11 protein-coding genes are annotated in these 17,606 nt (G+C 63.3%); all 11 read left to right on the forward strand.

From position 1 onward, the window contains the following. Nucleotides 1-91 precede the first annotated feature (91 nt). The 11 genes from LWE61_RS11685 (at nt 92) to LWE61_RS11735 (ending at nt 17,450) form a co-directional block, all read left to right on the forward strand. The gene (locus tag LWE61_RS11685) at nt 92-1,417 is read left to right on the forward strand and encodes a diguanylate cyclase (RefSeq protein WP_234150244.1); all 1,326 of its coding nucleotides are present in this window, start codon (nt 92-94) and stop codon (nt 1,415-1,417) included. Nucleotides 1,418-1,513: 96 nt separating this feature from the next. Then, entirely contained in the window at nt 1,514-2,104 is a 591-nt protein-coding gene (locus LWE61_RS11690) for a TetR/AcrR family transcriptional regulator (RefSeq protein ID WP_234150245.1), read from the forward strand. A gap of 124 nt (nt 2,105-2,228) precedes the next feature. Continuing rightward, the gene (locus LWE61_RS11695; RefSeq protein WP_234150246.1) at nt 2,229-3,437 is read left to right on the forward strand and encodes an aromatic ring-hydroxylating oxygenase subunit alpha; all 1,209 of its coding nucleotides are present in this window, start codon (nt 2,229-2,231) and stop codon (nt 3,435-3,437) included. Continuing rightward, nucleotides 3,434-3,772, forward strand: a complete 339-nt coding sequence (locus tag LWE61_RS11700) for a hypothetical protein (protein WP_234150247.1) — start codon at nt 3,434-3,436, stop codon at nt 3,770-3,772. The genes LWE61_RS11695 and LWE61_RS11700 overlap by 4 nt, the downstream gene beginning before the upstream one ends. 44 nt (nt 3,773-3,816) lie before the next feature. Further along, on the forward strand, nt 3,817-4,602 hold the full coding sequence (locus LWE61_RS11705; RefSeq protein WP_234150248.1) for an SDR family NAD(P)-dependent oxidoreductase: 786 nt from the start codon (nt 3,817-3,819) through the stop codon (nt 4,600-4,602). Between the two features lie 202 nt (nt 4,603-4,804). Then, nucleotides 4,805-7,390: a TonB-dependent receptor gene (locus tag LWE61_RS11710; protein WP_234150249.1), complete on the forward strand. Its 2,586-nt coding sequence runs from the start codon at nt 4,805-4,807 to the stop codon at nt 7,388-7,390. A 502-nt stretch (nt 7,391-7,892) separates the two neighbouring features. Further along, nucleotides 7,893-9,212, forward strand: a complete 1,320-nt coding sequence (locus LWE61_RS11715) for an NTP/NDP exchange transporter (RefSeq protein ID WP_234150250.1) — start codon at nt 7,893-7,895, stop codon at nt 9,210-9,212. Nucleotides 9,213-9,252: 40 nt separating this feature from the next. Continuing rightward, the gene (locus LWE61_RS11720) at nt 9,253-10,602 is read left to right on the forward strand and encodes an NTP/NDP exchange transporter (RefSeq protein ID WP_234150251.1); all 1,350 of its coding nucleotides are present in this window, start codon (nt 9,253-9,255) and stop codon (nt 10,600-10,602) included. 297 nt (nt 10,603-10,899) lie between these two features. Next, nucleotides 10,900-12,501 carry an FAD-dependent oxidoreductase gene (locus LWE61_RS11725; protein ID WP_234150252.1) on the forward strand — a complete coding sequence of 534 codons (1,602 nt, stop codon included), beginning with the start codon at nt 10,900-10,902 and terminating at the stop codon, nt 12,499-12,501. A gap of 662 nt (nt 12,502-13,163) precedes the next feature. Beyond that, complete coding sequence (locus LWE61_RS11730) at nt 13,164-16,049, forward strand: TonB-dependent receptor domain-containing protein (protein ID WP_234150253.1); 2,886 nt, start codon at nt 13,164-13,166, stop codon at nt 16,047-16,049. Nucleotides 16,050-16,340: 291 nt separating this feature from the next. Further along, the gene (locus LWE61_RS11735) at nt 16,341-17,450 is read left to right on the forward strand and encodes an LLM class flavin-dependent oxidoreductase (RefSeq protein ID WP_234150254.1); all 1,110 of its coding nucleotides are present in this window, start codon (nt 16,341-16,343) and stop codon (nt 17,448-17,450) included. Nucleotides 17,451-17,606 lie beyond the last annotated feature (156 nt).

Consider the following 17,606-nt stretch of genomic DNA (forward strand, 5'->3'; position numbering starts at 1 on the left):
GCCCTCGGTAATCAAATGACAGCGGTTTGCCGGTAAACGCCATGGCGGCGTGCCGGGGGGAAACGGGGCGCGGGCCGATGGAGTGGGATCTATGTCAAAAGTACGGGCAGCGGACGGCAAGGCGCAGGCGAGCCGCTATGCCATACCCTCGCGGACGGTGTTCCTGATCGAGGATTCCGCGGCATTGGGCCTGCTGTTGCTGCACAAGATCGGCGAACAGACCAACGTCGATGTCCGCTGGTTCAAAAGCTATGCCGATGCCGAAGCCGCGCTGATCGAGCAGCGGCCCGCCTTGGCCGTGACCGGACTGAACTTGCCCGATGCACCCGATGGCGAGATAGTGGACCTGCTGGCGGAGGGGGACATCCCCACCATCCTGTTCACCGCGACGCTCAACCGGCGAGCGCGCGACCGTTTCTCCACACCCAACATCATCGACTATTTTCTGAAGGACGCCGCCGCGACGGTGGACGCCATCGTCCAGACCATCATCCGCTATACGGAGACGATCTCTCCCTCCGTGCTGGTGGTGGACGACATGGCGAGCGGCCGCGCCGTGCTGGTCGACCTGCTACGCCGCCAGAATTACCGCACGTTCGAGGCCAGTTCCGGCGCAGAGGCGCTGGCGATGCTGGCGGCGCATCAGGACATCGAACTGGTCATCACCGACTATCATATGGCGGACATGGACGGGCATGAACTGACCAAGACCGTCCGCGCCCGCTATGCGCCCGACCGCATCCGGGTGATCGGCATCTCCGCTTCCTCCGACCCTTTCCTGTCCGCCTCCTTCCTGAAGGCGGGCGCATCCGATTTCGTCTATCGCCCCTTCATCGCGGAAGAGGTGAAATATCGCATCCAGAGCAATCTGGAGACGCTGGACCAGATCAAGCATCTGCGTTTCCTGGCAGAACGCGACCCCCTGACCGGCCTGTACAACCGCCGCGCCTTTTTCGAGAAGGCCCATCATATCCTCGACGAACTGAGCGCGCGCGACGGCGAGGAAGGGTCGGTCGCGATCCTCGACATCGACCATTTCAAGAAGGTCAACGACAATTACGGCCATGACACCGGCGACAAGGTCATCAAGCTGGTCGCCGGTGTGCTGGAGGACAGTTGCCAGCAGGGCAACGCCATCACCGCCCGTTTCGGTGGCGAGGAATTCGTGGTCCTGTTCACCAACCTGACCATCGACGAGGTGCAGGAGCGCTGCGAGGCGATCCGCATCGCCGTGTCCAACCTTGTCATCCCCTATGAAAATCGCACGCTGAACGTCACCGCCTCTCTGGGCGCGGCGATCATGCAAGCCTCAGAGGGAATGGACAACAACCTCAACGCCGCCGACCAGATGCTCTACATGGCCAAGAATGGCGGGCGGAACCGGGTCGTCTATGATGCGATATTCTGCCGGGCCTGACGCCGTCGTCCAGGGCTGAATCGGCCCGAAACAGGCTGTTCCCCCCGCCCCCTGCTGTGTATCCGCAACAGGGACCATCGCCGCCAGGGGAATGTGATGAACAAGGACGAGGCTCCCGGACGCCGCCGCAACAAGGGGTTCGACACCACGCATCAGGCGATCATTGAGGCGGCCGTGCGCCTGATCTCCGAAAAGGGCGTGGAGGCCCTTTCCATGGCGGCGATTTCCCGCGCGGTGGGGATCAACCGCACGACCCTCTATTATCATTTCGAGGACCGCGACGCGATGATCGTTGCGGTCAAGCTATGGTCGTCCGAACAGCTCAGCAAAGGGTTCGAGCCGGATGTACCCCAGCAGGAGCGGATCGACTATATCTCCCGTTTCGTGCTGGAAAACGCTGAACTCATCAAATTATGGTTCGAGGATTTCGTGTCGCCCGGCGACATTCGCGATCGCTATCCGCGCTGGGACGAGCTGGTCCGCGGTACGGCGGCCACGCTGAACGCGGCGCAGGACGACGCCATCGACGCAGAAGTCTATTGCACCATCCTGCTGACCTCCGCCTTCATCGCCCCGCGCGTCTATCACATGACGGTACGGCCGGACCTGTCGCTGAAGGAAGTGACGGAGCGTTTCCGCAAGGAGCAGCAGCGCGTGCTCCGACGCGACTCCCTCTTTCGTGTTTGAGACGCGCCTTTCAAAGACTGTACTTTAAAATTACGACACATGTGTTGTAAAAATTACAGAGGTCCGCTACAAGCCACCTTACCGGATCGACCAGTCATGGGTCGCACCGGGAGGAGCAGGCCCGATGAACACGCACACACCGCCTTTCCAGCCCGTCTCGCAGGACGATGTAGCCTGGCTCGGCACCGACCCCATCCCCGCCAGCCCCTATTATGATCCCGCCTATTTCGAGCTGGAGCGCAAGGCGGTGTTCCTGCGATCCTGGATTCAGGTCGGCCATGTCTGCGAACTGCCCGATCCGGGCAGCTTCATCCGCCGCGAGATCGAGTTCGCCAACGCCTCCATCCTGATCGTGCGGGGCAAGGATGGCGCCATCCGCGCCTTTCACAATGTCTGCACCCATCGCGGCACGCAGTTGGTGATGGCCGAAGCGGGGCGGCAATCCACCTTCAGTTGCCCCTATCATATGTGGACCTTCGCCACCGACGGCGCGCTGGTGTCGGCACCCGACTTCGACCAGTTCCATGTCGCTAAGAAGGATTGCGCACTGCCCGCCGTCGCGGTGGGCGTGTGCGCCGGCCTGATCTTCCTCAGCTTTGCGGAGCGGCCCGAACCACTGCGCGACTGGCTGGGCGATCTGGCGGATCGGCTGGAGGCGCTGCCCGTTGCACGGGCGACGACGTTCAGCGAATATGTCTATGAAATCGACGCGAACTGGAAGCTGACCTACGATAATTTCCAGGAAAATTATCATCTGCGCTTCATCCATCCCCGGTCGGGCGGGGCGGCTACGGGACCGGACAATCCGTTCGGCTATCCGGTCCACTATGGCTTTCACGGCCCGCATCGCACCCAGACCATCTGGTCCAATCGCGCGGCGCCTCCACCGCCCGCTCCTGCGCTGCTCTCCTATGGCAAGGCGGCGGAGGCCGCAGCCGCGCACGGCATAATGGTATCGCAGGACGCGAAGGATTATTTTGCGCTCTTCCCCAATTTCTTCCTGCTGGGATCGCCGCTCCAGCATTTCTCCCATGTGGTGATGCCGATCAGCGCCACCCGCTCGCGCGGGGTCATCCGCCTCTACTGGATCGGGGAGGATGACAGCGCCAGCGAACGGTTCGCGCGCGAATATCTGATGGCGACGGCGCGGGACATTCATTCGGAGGATCGCGGCGTCATCGAACGGGGGCAGCGCGGGCTGAGCAGCGGCGCGCTCCAGCACATCCACCTCCAGACGCAGGAGATATTGTGCCGCCATCTGTTCCGCAGCGTCGATGCTGCCGTAGAAGCCTATAAGGCGGAGATGGCGTCGGGCGCGGAGGCACGGGCGTGAGCGCGTTGTTGCCGCCCGGCTTCGCGACGTTGGAGCCTTTCGCCATGCGCTGGGCCGGGGAAACGGCGGCGGACCGTGCCCATCTGCGCGCGGCCTATCCCGATGCGGAGCGTGACGCCTTCCATGCCGCCTGCGCACCGCGGCTGGAGGCGGGACTGGCGCATCTCGACGAGACGCCGCTGGCCGCACTGGACGAAGCGCAACAGCGACTGATGCGGCTGCTCCTCACCTTCGCCCATGTCTCGCTGGCGGTCGAGGTGCAGGGACCGGACGAGGCCCAACATGCGCCGTTGCGCGCGTCGATGCGGATCACCCGGACACCCGCGGACAGGTGATCGCCCGCCGGGAGGAGCGACAAGACCGAAAGTTGGGGGAAGATATGACAGATTTCACAGGCAAGCTGGTCTTCATCACCGGCGGCGGGGGCGGCATTGGCGGGGGCATGGCCACCGCCTTTGCGGAGCGCGGCGCGCGGCTGGTGCTGGCCGACATCGACCTGGCCCATGCCAAAGAGGAAGCCGCTCGCCTCCCCGCCGGTGCCGATGTGACGCTCGTCCCCCTCGATGTCAGTGATCCGGCAAGCTGGGCCGCCGCCCGCACCCGCGTCGAGGACAGCCATGGCCCCATCGACATATTATGCAACAACGCCGGTATCTCGTCAGGATTCAAGACCCTGCTGGATACGCCGTCCGACGAGTTCGACCGGGTGATGGCGATCAATGTGAGGGGCGTCTACAACGGCATCATGGCCATCGCGCCCGGCATGGTCGCCCGCCGATCGGGCCATATCGTCAACACATCGTCGATGAACGGCCTCAACCCGTTCGGCACCTTCGCCACCTATTCCGCCAGCAAATTCGCGGTGCTGGGCCTGTCCGACGCCGTGCGACAGGAACTGGCCCCGCTGGGGGTGGCCGTCTCCACCCTCTTCCCCGGTCTGACCCGCAGCCGCATGTCCGAATCCCCCACCGATGGCCTCATCGCCCTCAATCCCGCGCAGGCCGACGCCATCCGCGCCCGGATGATGGACCCGTTGCGGGTCGGCCGGATGGTCGTGAAGGCAATCGAGGACAGGCAGCCCTATATCATCACCCACCCCGAATATGCCGGGGACACGAAAGCCCGCTTCGAGGCGATATTGCGCGCTTTCGGCGAGCCTGTGTAACACTCCTGCCCGGCAATGGTGGGCAATGGCCGGAACGGGCGGGCCGAAGGAAGCGCACCGCACAGTGCCCTATCCGCCACCGTAGTGAATGTTTTTTCGGCATGTCCGAAATCATCAAGCCCATATGCAAAATTCGGAACACCTTCGCCCTCTAACGACAAGTCCTCGAACAGGGACTGCGCTACACATGGGAGAGAGAAGAATGAACAGTCTTGTTCGTCGTAGAATCGCGCTTGTTGCATCTACGGTCCTGGCCACCGGCGTCGCGACGCCCGCGTGGAGCCAGTCGAGTGACCCCAGCGACATCATCGTCACCGCTCGCCGAGTCGAGGAACGCCTTCAGGACGTTCCGATTTCGATCACCGTGCTGAATCAGGAGCAGTTGACCAACAACAACGTCCAGAATGCGAAAGACCTTGCGACCTACACGCCCGGCCTGACGCTGAACGCCCGTTATGGCGCGGACAACACCACTTTCACCATCCGCGGCTTCACGCAGGAACAGCGCACAACATCGACCGTCGGCACCTATTTCGCCGATGTGGTCGCTCCGCGCGGTTCCGGCGCCTCTCCGGGCGGCGACGGCGCCGGTCCGGGCCAGCTCTTCGACCTCCAGAATGTTCAGGTGCTGAAGGGACCGCAGGGCACGTTGCAGGGCCGCAACTCCACCGGCGGCGCGGTGCTGATCGTGCCCCGCAAGCCGACCGGCAAGCTGGAAGGCTATGTCGAGGGTTCGATCGGCGATTATGACCTGCGCCGGGTACAGGCCGTGGTCAACGTGCCCGTCAACGACACGTTGCGCGTCCGCGTCGGCGTGGATCGCTCCACCCGTGACGGCTACCTCAAGAATGCCGGCCGGATAGGCTTCGGCTCGCAAGGGGATGCAGGCGGCAGCCAGGACTATATCGCCCTGCGCGCCAGCGTGGTGGCCGACCTTGCGCCCAACCTCGAAAACTACACCATCGTCACCTATGCCAAGTCCAAGAGCACGGGCACCACGCCCAAGATCACCCGCGCCTTCACCAGCCGCGGCGGCACCGCCCAGCAGGCGCAGATCGACCGTGAGAATGCGTTTGGCGACTTCTGGACCGTGTCCAACAGCATGAACGACGCCCTGTCGCAGACCACGACATGGCAGGCGATCAACACCACCACCTGGCAGGCCAGCGACACGCTGACCGTCAAGAACATCGCCTCCTATGCGGAGTTCCGGGGCAAGAACAACATCGACCTGTTCGGCGTCTACACGCCGGTCGGCGTCCCCGCCGGTACGGAAACCAACCCCTATCAGGTGCGCAACTTCACCGGCACCCATGTCATCGACGGCCGCAACACGAACGCAGAAAGCACCTTCGTCGAGGAAATCCAGTTCCAGGGCCGTCCCAGCGACCGCCTCATCTGGCAGGGTGGCCTCTACTTCGAATCCAGCCAGCCTCTCGGCCAGTCGGGGACGCAGTCGGCAACCTTTACCCCGTGCGTCAACATCGCGACGTTCAACTGTGTCACCAACGATGGCGGCGCGACCTCACTGGGCCGCCAGACCTACAGCACGACGCTCACCAAATATCGGGGCATCGCGGCTTATGGTCAGGCCAGCTATGACATCACCGATAAGCTGAAGTTCACCGCCGGCCTGCGCTATACGTGGGACAAGATGTCCAGCGCCTTCCAGGTCGTGGACATCAACCTCAACGGTGCGCTGCCCCCGGCACAGGCGGTCCCCCCGGCCGGCATTTCACCGGTCCCGGCCGGCTTCTCCGCCGCCTGCGCCGCGCTGCCGACGTTCGGTATCAAGGGGTCGGCGACCAACCCCTACCAGCCGATCGCCAACCGCTTCGACATGTGCAAGCAGTTCCAGAGCGTGTCGACCGAAGCCCCGACCTGGCTCATCGACCTCGACTATAAGGTGGCGGAGGACGTCCTCCTCTACGCCAAATGGTCGCGCGGCTATCGTCAGGGCGGCGTGAACCCGTTCGGCGCCGACAAGCTGCAAAGCTATGGCAAGGAGAAGGTCAACACCTATGAAGTCGGCGCGAAGGCGAGCTGGCGCGGGTCTTTCCCCGGCCATTTCAATGTCTCCGGCTATTATAACGACTTCAGCAACCAGCAGATCCAGTTGGGCCTCCAGTGCGTCGCGACCGTATTGGAGCCTACCAAGTCCTGTACCCAGACGACCGCCATCCTGAACGTGGGCAAGTCGGAACTCTACGGTGCAGAAGTGGAGCTGGGCATCAGCCCCTTCCAGGGCCTGCAACTCAATGTCGCCTACGCCTATATCAAGACCCGTATCCTGGAGGTGCAGGACGCCAGCAGCCTCATCACCAGCAACGGCCTGCCCTATAACGACATTCGTCCGCCAGCCGTGGGCGATCCAATCCCCGCCGCCACGCCGCACAAGTGGAACATCAGCGGCAGCTACACGCTCCCGCTGCCGGAATCGGTGGGCAAGATCAGCGTCGGCGGCACCTATGTCTATCAGTCCAGCACATTGGTCTCGCAGAACAGCTGCTATCCCGGCCGCTTCGGCATGGACGGTTCGACAACCGCCAAGACCTGCGTCGTCACGGACGGTGGCATCCTGCCCGGCTATGGCGTCGCCAACCTCAGCGTGAACTGGGAAGGCATTGCGGGCAGCGCGCTCGACGCGGGCTTCTTCATGACCAACATAACCAACCAAAAATACTATATCAGCGCGAACGATCAGGGACAGACGTCGGGTTTCATCTCCAACATCATTGGCGAACCCCGCATGTATGGCTTCCGCCTGAAATATCGTTTCGGCGGCTGAGCCGGCGCGCCTGAGAGCGTAAGGGGGGAAATGCGGCGGTGGATCGGACATCCGGTTCACCGCCGCTTTTTGGGCCGCAAGGTGGCCGGTGCGAGCGATCCCAGGAGCCTGATGCCGTGACGTTCACACGCCTCGTCATGGCGGGCGCCGCGACGCAATCCATGCGGCGGCGCAATGCGTTGGTTTGGCCGTGCTCGCGATGACGATTCAAGGAAAAGTCACGCTCTGACAGCGGCGTACGTCCGCGCGGCAACGCCCGATGCGTCGCCCTGAGAGACGCCCGCCTATCCGATTACCGCGCCTGCCGGACAGACATGCGCCGTCCATCAGCCGCCCACGCGGCACCCCGTCCCGAAGGACTTCCGGGCGCGGCAAGGCGGTCCGTGCATCCTGTGCGATTCAACAGCCGCATAATAGCAATTGCCCTATATCTATAATGCCTATAATTGAACTAGGGTATTAATCCATACGGCCGGCATAACGGTGGGGCAACATGGCGCTGGTGAACGAAACAAGGGTGCTGCGCCTCATCGGCGCGGCGAGCAAGGCGCAGCCGCATGAGTTGAAGGCCGCGATCCTGGCCTCCGGCTGCTATTTCTTCCTGCTGGCCAGCTATTATATCCTGCGCCCCCTGCGCGACACCATGGCGACCGTGGTCGGCGTGGCGCAGTTGCAGCATCTCTTCACCATCACCTTTGTCCTGACGCTGATCCTCGCCCCCCTGTTCGCATGGTGCGTGGCGCATATGCGCCTGTCCCGCCTGCTGCCCGGCGTTTTCTGGCTGCTGATCGTCAACCTGCTGCTCTTCTATGTCCTGTTCCACCGGATGCCGGACAGCCGATGGGTGGCGGCCAGCTACTATTGCTGGTTCAGCGTCATCAACCTCTTCCTGCTCTCCATATTCTGGACCCTGGCCGCCGACATATTCTCGTCGACACAGGCGACCCGGTTGTTCGCCTTCGTGGCGGCGGGGGGCAGTCTGGGCGCCATATTGGGTCCGCTGGTGACAAGCGCCTTCGCCGAAAGCGCCGGGGTGGACGGCCTGCTGCTGGTGGCGTGCGGCGGCTTTATGATCGTCATCGCCTTCCTCCACCGGCTGATGCGGGAGAAGGAGAGCCTGCGCGCGCTGGACAGCGACACGCAACAGACCACACTGGACCATAGCCTGCCCGGCAATCCGCTCGATGGCTTCGCGCTGGTGTTCCGGTCGCGCTACCTGCTGGGGCAGGCGTTGTTCTTCGTCCTCATGACGTGGATCGCCACCATCCTCTATTTCCTGCAAGCCGATTTCGTCGAGAAAAGCATCGCCGCCGTGTCAGGCCGCACCGTGGCCTTCGCCAATCTGGATCTGTTCGTGAACATCTGTTCCGCCGCGATCCTGATCTTCGGTCTGGGGCGTTTCCTGCAACGGTTCGGCGTGACCGCCAGCCTCGCGCTCAGTCCGGTGCTGATGGTCTTCGCCTGTACCGCGCTCGCCTTTGCCCCCACTCTTTTCGTCGTGCAGGCCACCCGCGCCCTGCAAAGGATTTCGCAATATGCGGTCGCCCGGCCCAGCCGGGAAGTGCTGTTCACCGTCCTCGACCAGCAGGAAAAATATAAGGCCAAAAATGTCATCGACACGTCGGTCTATCGCTTTGGCGACCTGACCGCCGCGTGGTTGCAGGCGGGCCTGCGGTCGATGGGCATGGGCTTCTTCGCGATCGTCACGCTGGGCGTGGCCGTGTCCGCCGCATGGGGCCTCGCGGCGCTGTTCGTCGGGCGGCGCTATGAAGCCCTCGCCCGGACCCGGGCCCGCGCACGCGACGCCGTGCCTGCCGCATAACTCGATCCCTCCCCAAAAAGCCTACTGTCCGGAGACAGCAATGCCCGTTCCTGAACCCGCCGCCGCCCCCACCCTCCTGAAACGCCTGTTCGGCATCGACCCTGCCGAAAGCCGGGTCGTGCTCCTCTCCTTCGGCTATTTCTTCCTGCTGATGGCGAGCTATTTCGTGCTGCGTCCCCTGCGCGACACGATGGGCACCGTCTATGGCGTCGATCATCTCCAGGAACTGTTCACCGGCACCTTCCTGCTCAGCTTCATCGTCGCGCCCGTCTATGCCGGCCTTGCCTCCCGCATCCGGCTCGCGACCTTCCTGCCGTGGGTCTATGGCTTCATCGCCATCACCATGGTCATATTCTATATCCTGTTCCAGCGGGTGACGAACGACCGATGGGTGGCCGCGGCCTTCTATATCTGGCTCAGCACCTTCAACCTGCTTATCATCTCGGTGTTCTGGAGCCTGATGGCCGACATCTTCTCCAGCACGCAGGCCAAGCGGCTCTTTGGCGTTATCGCGGCGGGCGGGACGTTGGGCACGGTGGCGGCCCCGGCGTTCATCGCCCTGTTCGTCACGGTGATCGGCACCGACAATCTGCTCCTGACCTCGGCCGGCGGCTTTGCCCTGTGCGCGGTCATCGTGCGGGTTCTGGAAGCGGAAAAGCGCCGTTTGGTGGTGAGCGACGTGGCCGTGCAGAAAACCTCTCTGGACCATAGCCTGGGCGGCAATCCCCTCGATGGGTTCGTCCTGCTGTTCCGGTCGCGCTATCTGCTCCTCATCGCCCTCTTCCTGCTGTTGATGACGTGCATCTCCACCGTGCTCTATTTCCAGCTCGGCGACCTCATCAGCAAGAATTTCGCCGACCGGGAGGCCCGCACGCAGGCCTATGCGACGATCGACCTTGCGACCAACAGCGTCGCACTGCTGATCCAGTTGTTCGGGACGGGCCGTTTCCTGCAACGCTTCGGCGTTACGGCGGGATTGCTCGTCAATCCGGTCATCATGGTGCTGGCCTTTGTGGCCGTGGTCTTTTCGCCGGGCCTGCTCGTGCTGGGCGCCATCCAGGTCGTGCGGCGCTTTTCCGAATATTCGGTGGCAAAGCCCAGCCGCGACATGCTGTTCACCATCGTCGACCAGCAGGAGAAATATAAGGCCAAAAATGTCATCGACACGGTGGTGTACCGCTTTGGCGACGTCGTCTCCGCCTGGGTGAGCGCCGCGATCCTGCCCTTTGGAGTCACCGGCCTTGCGCTGCTGGGGGTGGTGATCGCGCTCTTCTGGTTCCCTATCGCCTTCATATTGGGTCGCCGCTATGAATCCGGCAAACCCGTCGATCCACAGGCGCGGCCCGATGAAAGTGGCCTGACCGGCGCCGCTCCGGCAACGGCGCGCTGACAGGCGGGTGACGCTCGCGACGAGACGGGACGGCGGTGCCACAGGGGCGCCGTCGGTCCCGGATCGGGCGCTGGGGTCAGCCCGAAACGCCCTGCCGAAACGCATATCGCGCAAAAGGACCATCCAATCATTCCGGCTGCATTTTAATTCTAGTAATTCTATATAGAATAAGATATATCATCGTCATTTCCGGCGCGAGAGACTCGAAAACCGCCCGCACCGATGACCGAATATCGTCGAATCCACAGGGCATCCGCCCGTCCATAGCCAAATCTTTCAAAGCGTAGAGTGGTGTACATGACCAAGGAAACAGGGAATCATGAGCCGGGCCAGATGAACCGGCGTGGCGTTTTTCGGGGTGCGGCAATGCTGGGCGGCGTGGGCGCCGCAGGGCTGTTCACCCCGTCGGGACCATTTCGCGCACTCGCCGCGGAGCCTGTCCAGACACCCGGCGCCATAAACCCCGGCGCGACCACGGCGCTGGCGGAGGAAGCAAAGAGCATAGTGCGCTGGACTGGCACGACGCCCCCGGAATGGGTGGTGCCGCGCGGAGAGACGGACCATGACGTAGTCGTCGTCGGCGCGGGCCATAGCGGCGTCTCGATCAGCTATTGGCTGCGGCGGCGCGGCATCGGTCGTGTCCTGACCATCGACCAGGCGGAACCGGGGCAGGCCGGCATCTGGCGCAACGTCGGGCGTATGCGCCAGTTGAACACGCCCAAGACGCTGCCCGGCCCGGCACGGGACAATGCGGCGCTCGGCTTTCGCGCCTGGTATGAAACCCTTTACGGCACCGGTGCCTTCGACGCGCTGGAGCGCGTGCCCCGCCTCGCCTGGGCCGACTATCTGGCGTGGTTCCAGCAGACGACGGAAACACAGGTCGGCTATCGCACCCGCCTGCTGGATATCGAGCCGGTCGGCAGCGTGCTGCGCCTGCATCTGGAGACGGAGGGCGTCCGCCGCGTGGTGACGACGCGCAAGATCGTGCTGGCCAGCGGCTATCTGGGCGGTGGCGGGCCGAACGTCCCCGACTTCGTGCGGACCTTGCCGACGCGCTTCTGGTCGCACACCGGCACCCCTTTCGCGCTGGCGCCGCTGGCCGGGAAGGTGGTCGGCGTGCTGGGCGCGGGCGCATCCGCCTTCGATGCGGCGGGCGCCGCGCTGGAAGCCGGGGCGGCGCAGGTGCATCTGTTCAGCCGCAAGGACTTCATCAACTACCGCACCGGCAGCACCCCGCCGCCGTCCACGTCCGGGTCGCCCTATCCCGCCCCTCTCGGCCTGTCCTACAACCTGCCGGAGGAAGTCCGGTGGCGCAACCAGCTCCTGCGCAACCGGGCGGTCAGTTCGGTCATGTCGGATGAGGTCATCCGCGCCGTCAGTTCCGACCGCTTCTACCTTCATCTCAACAGCTCATGGTCCAACGTCGCCGTGGGCAGCAATGGCAAGGTGTCGGTCAAGACGGAGACCGCGCCCTATCAGTTCGACTTTGTGATCGCGGGCACCGGCTATCGCACCGACGTATCGACCCGCCCGGAACTGGCGCGCTTCCACCAGTCCATCTCCCTGTGGGGCGACCGCTACAAGCCCGCGCCGGGCGAAGAGAATCCGATCGGCAACTATTATCCCTATCTCGGCTCCGGCTTCCAGTTCCAGCCGAAGCAGGGGGTCAGCGCCGATTTCCTGCGCAACATCCATGTCTTCAACCCGTCCGGGCGGCTTAGCTTCGATGCGGCGGTGAGCGACATCAGCAGCGCGGCCCTCTATCCGATCCTGGTCGAGGCGATTGCCCGCGACTTCTTCGCGGAGGGCGTCGATCTGGGGGCCAGCAAGCGCGTGCTGAACGCCGTCCCGCCGCAGCGCCCGGACCCCAGCCTGTACCAGCGCGCCATCCGAAGCTGATGGCTCGCATGACGGTGTGAAAAGCGCCTCCTTCAGGACGTTCGACAATCGGACCGTCCTGAAGGAGGCTTTTCATGAGAATGGCAACATTGTAAAATCATTCGATAGAAAACATGCCACCATTGTAAGTATATCTATCGAACTTACCCAATATTCCCATGACGAAGAATGTTTATCACAATTGATACTATGACAATCCTGTTTCATCCAATTGACAGGGATTATTCCTAGTGAATAAATAGGGATTGTAACGGGTCAATCCAAAGGCCCAGAACGACCCGCGGGTTCAACAGTCGCAACTGTCCCGTGTCCGCCATTGCAACCCAAACAAGTCCTACCGGACATCCGGCTGGCTTCGCGTTTCCAGGAACAAGGAATGACGATGCGCCACTTCACACCGCACTGCTGATCTGACGGTATCGCCACCGGGACCGTCAGAGTCCATGGCGATCCCACCATCACCGGCGATGGGCTGGCACAGCCAGAGGCAGGACGCGCAGGCGTCTGGCTGCGCGATGACGCTCGCGCCGGGAATCCACCATGATGGGACGGCATCCGCCGAAATGCTTTTCGGCTCCCGTTGCTGCGCCGGCTGACAGGCCGGTGCGCGGGCGCGGTTCGCTGACCCGACTTTCCATCACTGTGCCCAACAGGGGGGTAATATGACATTTGCAGATCATTCCACCGACCGGACGCCGTCCGGCCGAACCGGCTTCATTGGCCGCCGCAACCGGGCCTTTGTCGCGCTGCTGCTCGTCGGCACCATCCTTGGCGCGGCAGCGCCCGCCTCCGCCCAGACGCTTGACGAACTGAGGCAGTCGAACCGCCGTCTGGAAGAGGAAAACGCCCGGCTGAGGGCCGCGCTGACCCGCCAGTCCCCCGATCAGGCCCAGATCCCCGGTCAGACGACGCCGTCCGCCGCGCCCTCCCCGGCAGCGCAGCCGGCGCACCAGACTGCCAGGGTCGAGAGGGCGGAGGAACCGGAGCGCGCCGGCGTGGGCGACGCGCAACTGGCCGACGCGATCATCGTGACGGCGCAGCGGATCAAGGAACTGCCCAAGTCGGTTTCGGCGGTCACGGGCGAGGAGCTGGAGAAATTCCAGGTCAATAATTTCCGCGACATCGCCAACCGCATCGGCAATGTCCGCACAAGCTGGAACAACCCCAACACCGCATCCATCTTCATCCGGGGCGTTGGCTGGGCGGCGGGTGCGGGCGTACTCGACCCCAGCGTGGGCGTCGCGGTGGACGATGTCAGCCACGGGATCAGCTCCATCTCCGCGCTCAGCAACTATCTCGACGTCGAAAGTGTGGAGGTGGAACGCGGCCCGGTCGGCGCGGATGGCCTGCGCGCGGCCAATCTCGGTCGCATCTCCATCCATACCAAACGGCCCAGCTTCACACCGTCGGCCAGCGCCGCCATCACCTATGGCGAACTGAACACGGTCATCGCGACCGCCGCCCTGACCGGCCCGATCATCGACGACAAGCTGGCCGTGCGGATCAGCGTCAATCGAGAAACCGCCGATGGTCCCTACGCCAACAAGAATGACACCCACTACACCTGGCGCAACACCGATCGCACCAATGTGCGGGCGCAACTGCTGTACACGCCATCCTCCCGGTTCGAGGCGCTGCTGTCCTTCGACTATACGCCGACCGGTCGCGAGATTTGCGAAAACTGCTTCGCCTTCCCTACCAAGACCCCGGCCAATTATGACTGGACCGGCACGAACGGGCTGCCCGGCGCGGTCGATTATTCCAACGATAATTTCGGCAAGATCCAGCGGCGCTGGTTCGCGCAGAAGAGCGATTATACGGTCAACGACTATTATGACCGGCAGATCAACACGGTCAGCGAATATCCCAACACCTATGCGACCAAGGGGGCGACCGCCAACCTGACCTTTAACGTCACCGACTCTGTAAAGCTGCGGTCGATCACCGGCTGGCGCGACTATAGCTTCTCGCAGGGCGCGGGATCGCACACGCCGTTCGAATGGCTGCGCGCACCGCGCGGGACGCAGACCAGTTTCGAACAGTGGAGCCAGGAATTCCGCGTCGACGCCAAGCTCGACCCGACGCTGCGCTTCCGGGGCGGCCTCTATTATTACCGGGGCAAATTCCCGAATTACAGCCAGACGGAGCGCTATGGTTCGGATGGCGGCGCCTGGTATGCGACGGCGGCGCAATATGGGCTGCTCGACCCGAGCATCGCGGGCCTGCCCAATGCCACCGATCCGGCGGGACGCGGCCTGTTGCTCAACGCGCTCGACGGCCTCATCACCCAGCGCAAGGAACGGTACGAGAATGAATCGCTGGCCGCCTATGCCAGCCTGATCTGGGATGCGACGGAACGGCTGACGCTCAGCGCAGGCGCGCGCCTGACGCATGAACAGCGGCAGGCCTGGTCGCAGAGCGGCATCCTGTCCGACGGGTTCGGGGCCGAACTCAACCCCGCCTCGGTCAACAATGTCGCGCTCAACGGCTTCAACAGCAGTGCGGCGGGTGTATTGGGCGTCAACACCGCGGCGCAACTGGCCGTGGCCGATCTGGTGGCGCAGAAATATTTCAATGTCGCAAACTACGCCGGGCTGACCACAGCGCAGCGGGCGCAGGTGGGCGCGGCCAAGGCGATCCGGCTCGGCCGCCTCGGCGCGCTCTATCGGGAGACCGCCGCCGCCAAATATAAGGCGACCCTGCCGACCATCGACCTGGGCGTCACCTACAAGATCACGGACGAGCATACGCTGCACGCGACCTACAAGCATGGCGAGAAGCCGGGCATTTCCCAGATCGTCGGCGCCACGATCAACGGCGGCAAGTCCGTGCCCGCCGACACGGAAAAGACCGACGCCTATGAAGTGGGCATACGGTCGCTGCTGTTCGATCGCGCCTTGTCGATCGGTGCGACCGCCTTCCTTCAGGACATCACCAACTATATCCAGCCCGCCTTCGTCTATGACGAGGCGCAGACCGCGCTGGCGCGGGCGACCGATCCCAACGCGACCGCCGTCTATCTGTCGGCGCTGGGCAATGTTCCGAAGGTCCGTACCAAGGGTATCGAGCTGGACGTCGCGCTGTTCGCCATCCCCTACACCACGGTCCGCTTTGCCGGCGCCTATACCGACGCCCGCTATCGCAGCTTCCCCCGTGCGGCCAATCCCGGCGAACTGGGCGGTGCGAACCCCAATGGCGCCTATTATGACGCCACGGGCAAGACGCTGGCGGGTGCGCCGAAATGGAGCGGCAACCTGTTCGTCGACTTCTCCTACCCCGTCGGCGGCACCAAGACGGTCCATGCCAATCTGAACTATAATTACCAGAGCGGCTATTATGCGGACACGACCCTATCGCGCTATACCAAGACGGACCCCTGGGGCATCACCGACCTCTCCGTCGGCTTCGGCTGGAACAAGCGCTTCGATTTCAGTGTAGTCGCGAAGAATCTGTTCAACGTGGACACTGGCCTGAACCCCAGCTGGAACCAGTATAAGCCGGGCGTGCCCCGCTGGCTGGGTGTCATCATCCGGGCCGAGATCGACTGACGATACCCCTGCCCTCTTCCCGCTATCGCTCCCTGCCCGCCACGCACAATGACTGTGCGGGCAGGGAGCGACCGTAGCGGGGAGAGGCTTCCCGTTCCCCTGCTCAACAGATCAATGGCTCCGGCGACATGGCGCGCGTCGCCACCCCGGCTCTGCGACGCCGCCCCCCGCTCGACGGGACGGTGCAGGCCCCTGACTATAAGATTTGACCGTGGCTCAGGGCCATGCCCCCTGCGAAGGTCGCACCACTTCAATTCCGTCCGAAAACCGACAGACCGAAGTGGATATGCCATGAAATTCTCCCTCTTCTTCGAAATGCAGATTTCCGATCCGACCCGCGCAAGTGAAAGCCGGCTCTTCCAGAACACGGTGGAGCAGGCCGTTCTTGCCGACATGTTGGGCTATCATCGCGTATGGGCCGTGGAGCATCATGGCCTTTACGAATATGCCCATTCCGCCGCGCCGGAAATCTTCCTGTCGTTCGTCGCCGCCCGCACGAAGAATATCCGCATCGGCCATGGCGTCTCGCTGACGGCCAAGGGTTATAACCACCCCATCCGTGTGGCGGAGCGCGTGGCCACGCTGGACATTCTGTCCGGCGGACGGGTCGACTGGGGATCGGGCAAAAGCTCCAGCAATCTCGAAGCCCCGCTGTTCGGCATCAACCCCGCCGACCTCGAAGGGCAATGGCGCGAAGCGATCGAGATGATCCCGCAGATGTGGCAGAAGGATGTCTTCTCCTGGGAGAGCGCCAACTATTCGATCCCCCCGACCCATATCGTGCCGAAGCCTGTGCAGGCACCGCACCCCCCCCTGTTCGCCCCCGCCGCGGTCAGCACCGAAACCATCCGAAAGCTGGGCACGATGGGGCTGGGCGTCCTCAATTTCAGCACATCGACATTCGACGACCTCAAGAACCGTGTTGCGATGTACCGCGATGCCGTCACCGCATCGACGGTCAGCGGGCGGGCGATCAACAACAGCTTCTCCGTCACGGCGAACACCTGCGTCCTCGACGATGACGACATGGCCTGCGCCCACGGCTTCCGCGGCGCACGCTATTTCCGCGACAGTTTCGCCCAATATTACCACCAGTCCGACCGTCCGCAGATCGGCCGCCTGCCAGTGGACCGTTCGGAATGGTCGCCCCGGATGCTGGAGATGACCAAATCCATGCGGTTCAACGAACAGTCGCAATTGCTGTCGATCGTCGGCGATCCGCAGGTCGCGCGTGAGAAGGTCGCGATCTTCGAGGCCGCCGGGATCGACGAGTTGATCCTCGTCATGCAACTCGGCACGGTTCCGCACGAGATCACCATGCAATCCATCCGCACCTTTGCCGAGAAGGTCATGCCCTATTTCGCCAAGGATACGGACCTCGTCACGACGCAGTTCGCATAGCCTCCCCCAGCGGCGCATGACAGGAAACGGGGCCGGTCGTCATGATCGGTCCCGTTCGATTTTGCCTGCATGGCCCGCGTTACGGGTTCGGATAACGGGGACCAGTCGGTGACTGTCGGCGGACCGGGACACCCCACTTGGCGCCACCCAGTTCGA

Source organism: Sphingobium sufflavum (genome assembly GCF_021403115.1).
Classification (GTDB): Bacteria; Pseudomonadota; Alphaproteobacteria; order Sphingomonadales; family Sphingomonadaceae; genus Sphingobium; species Sphingobium sufflavum.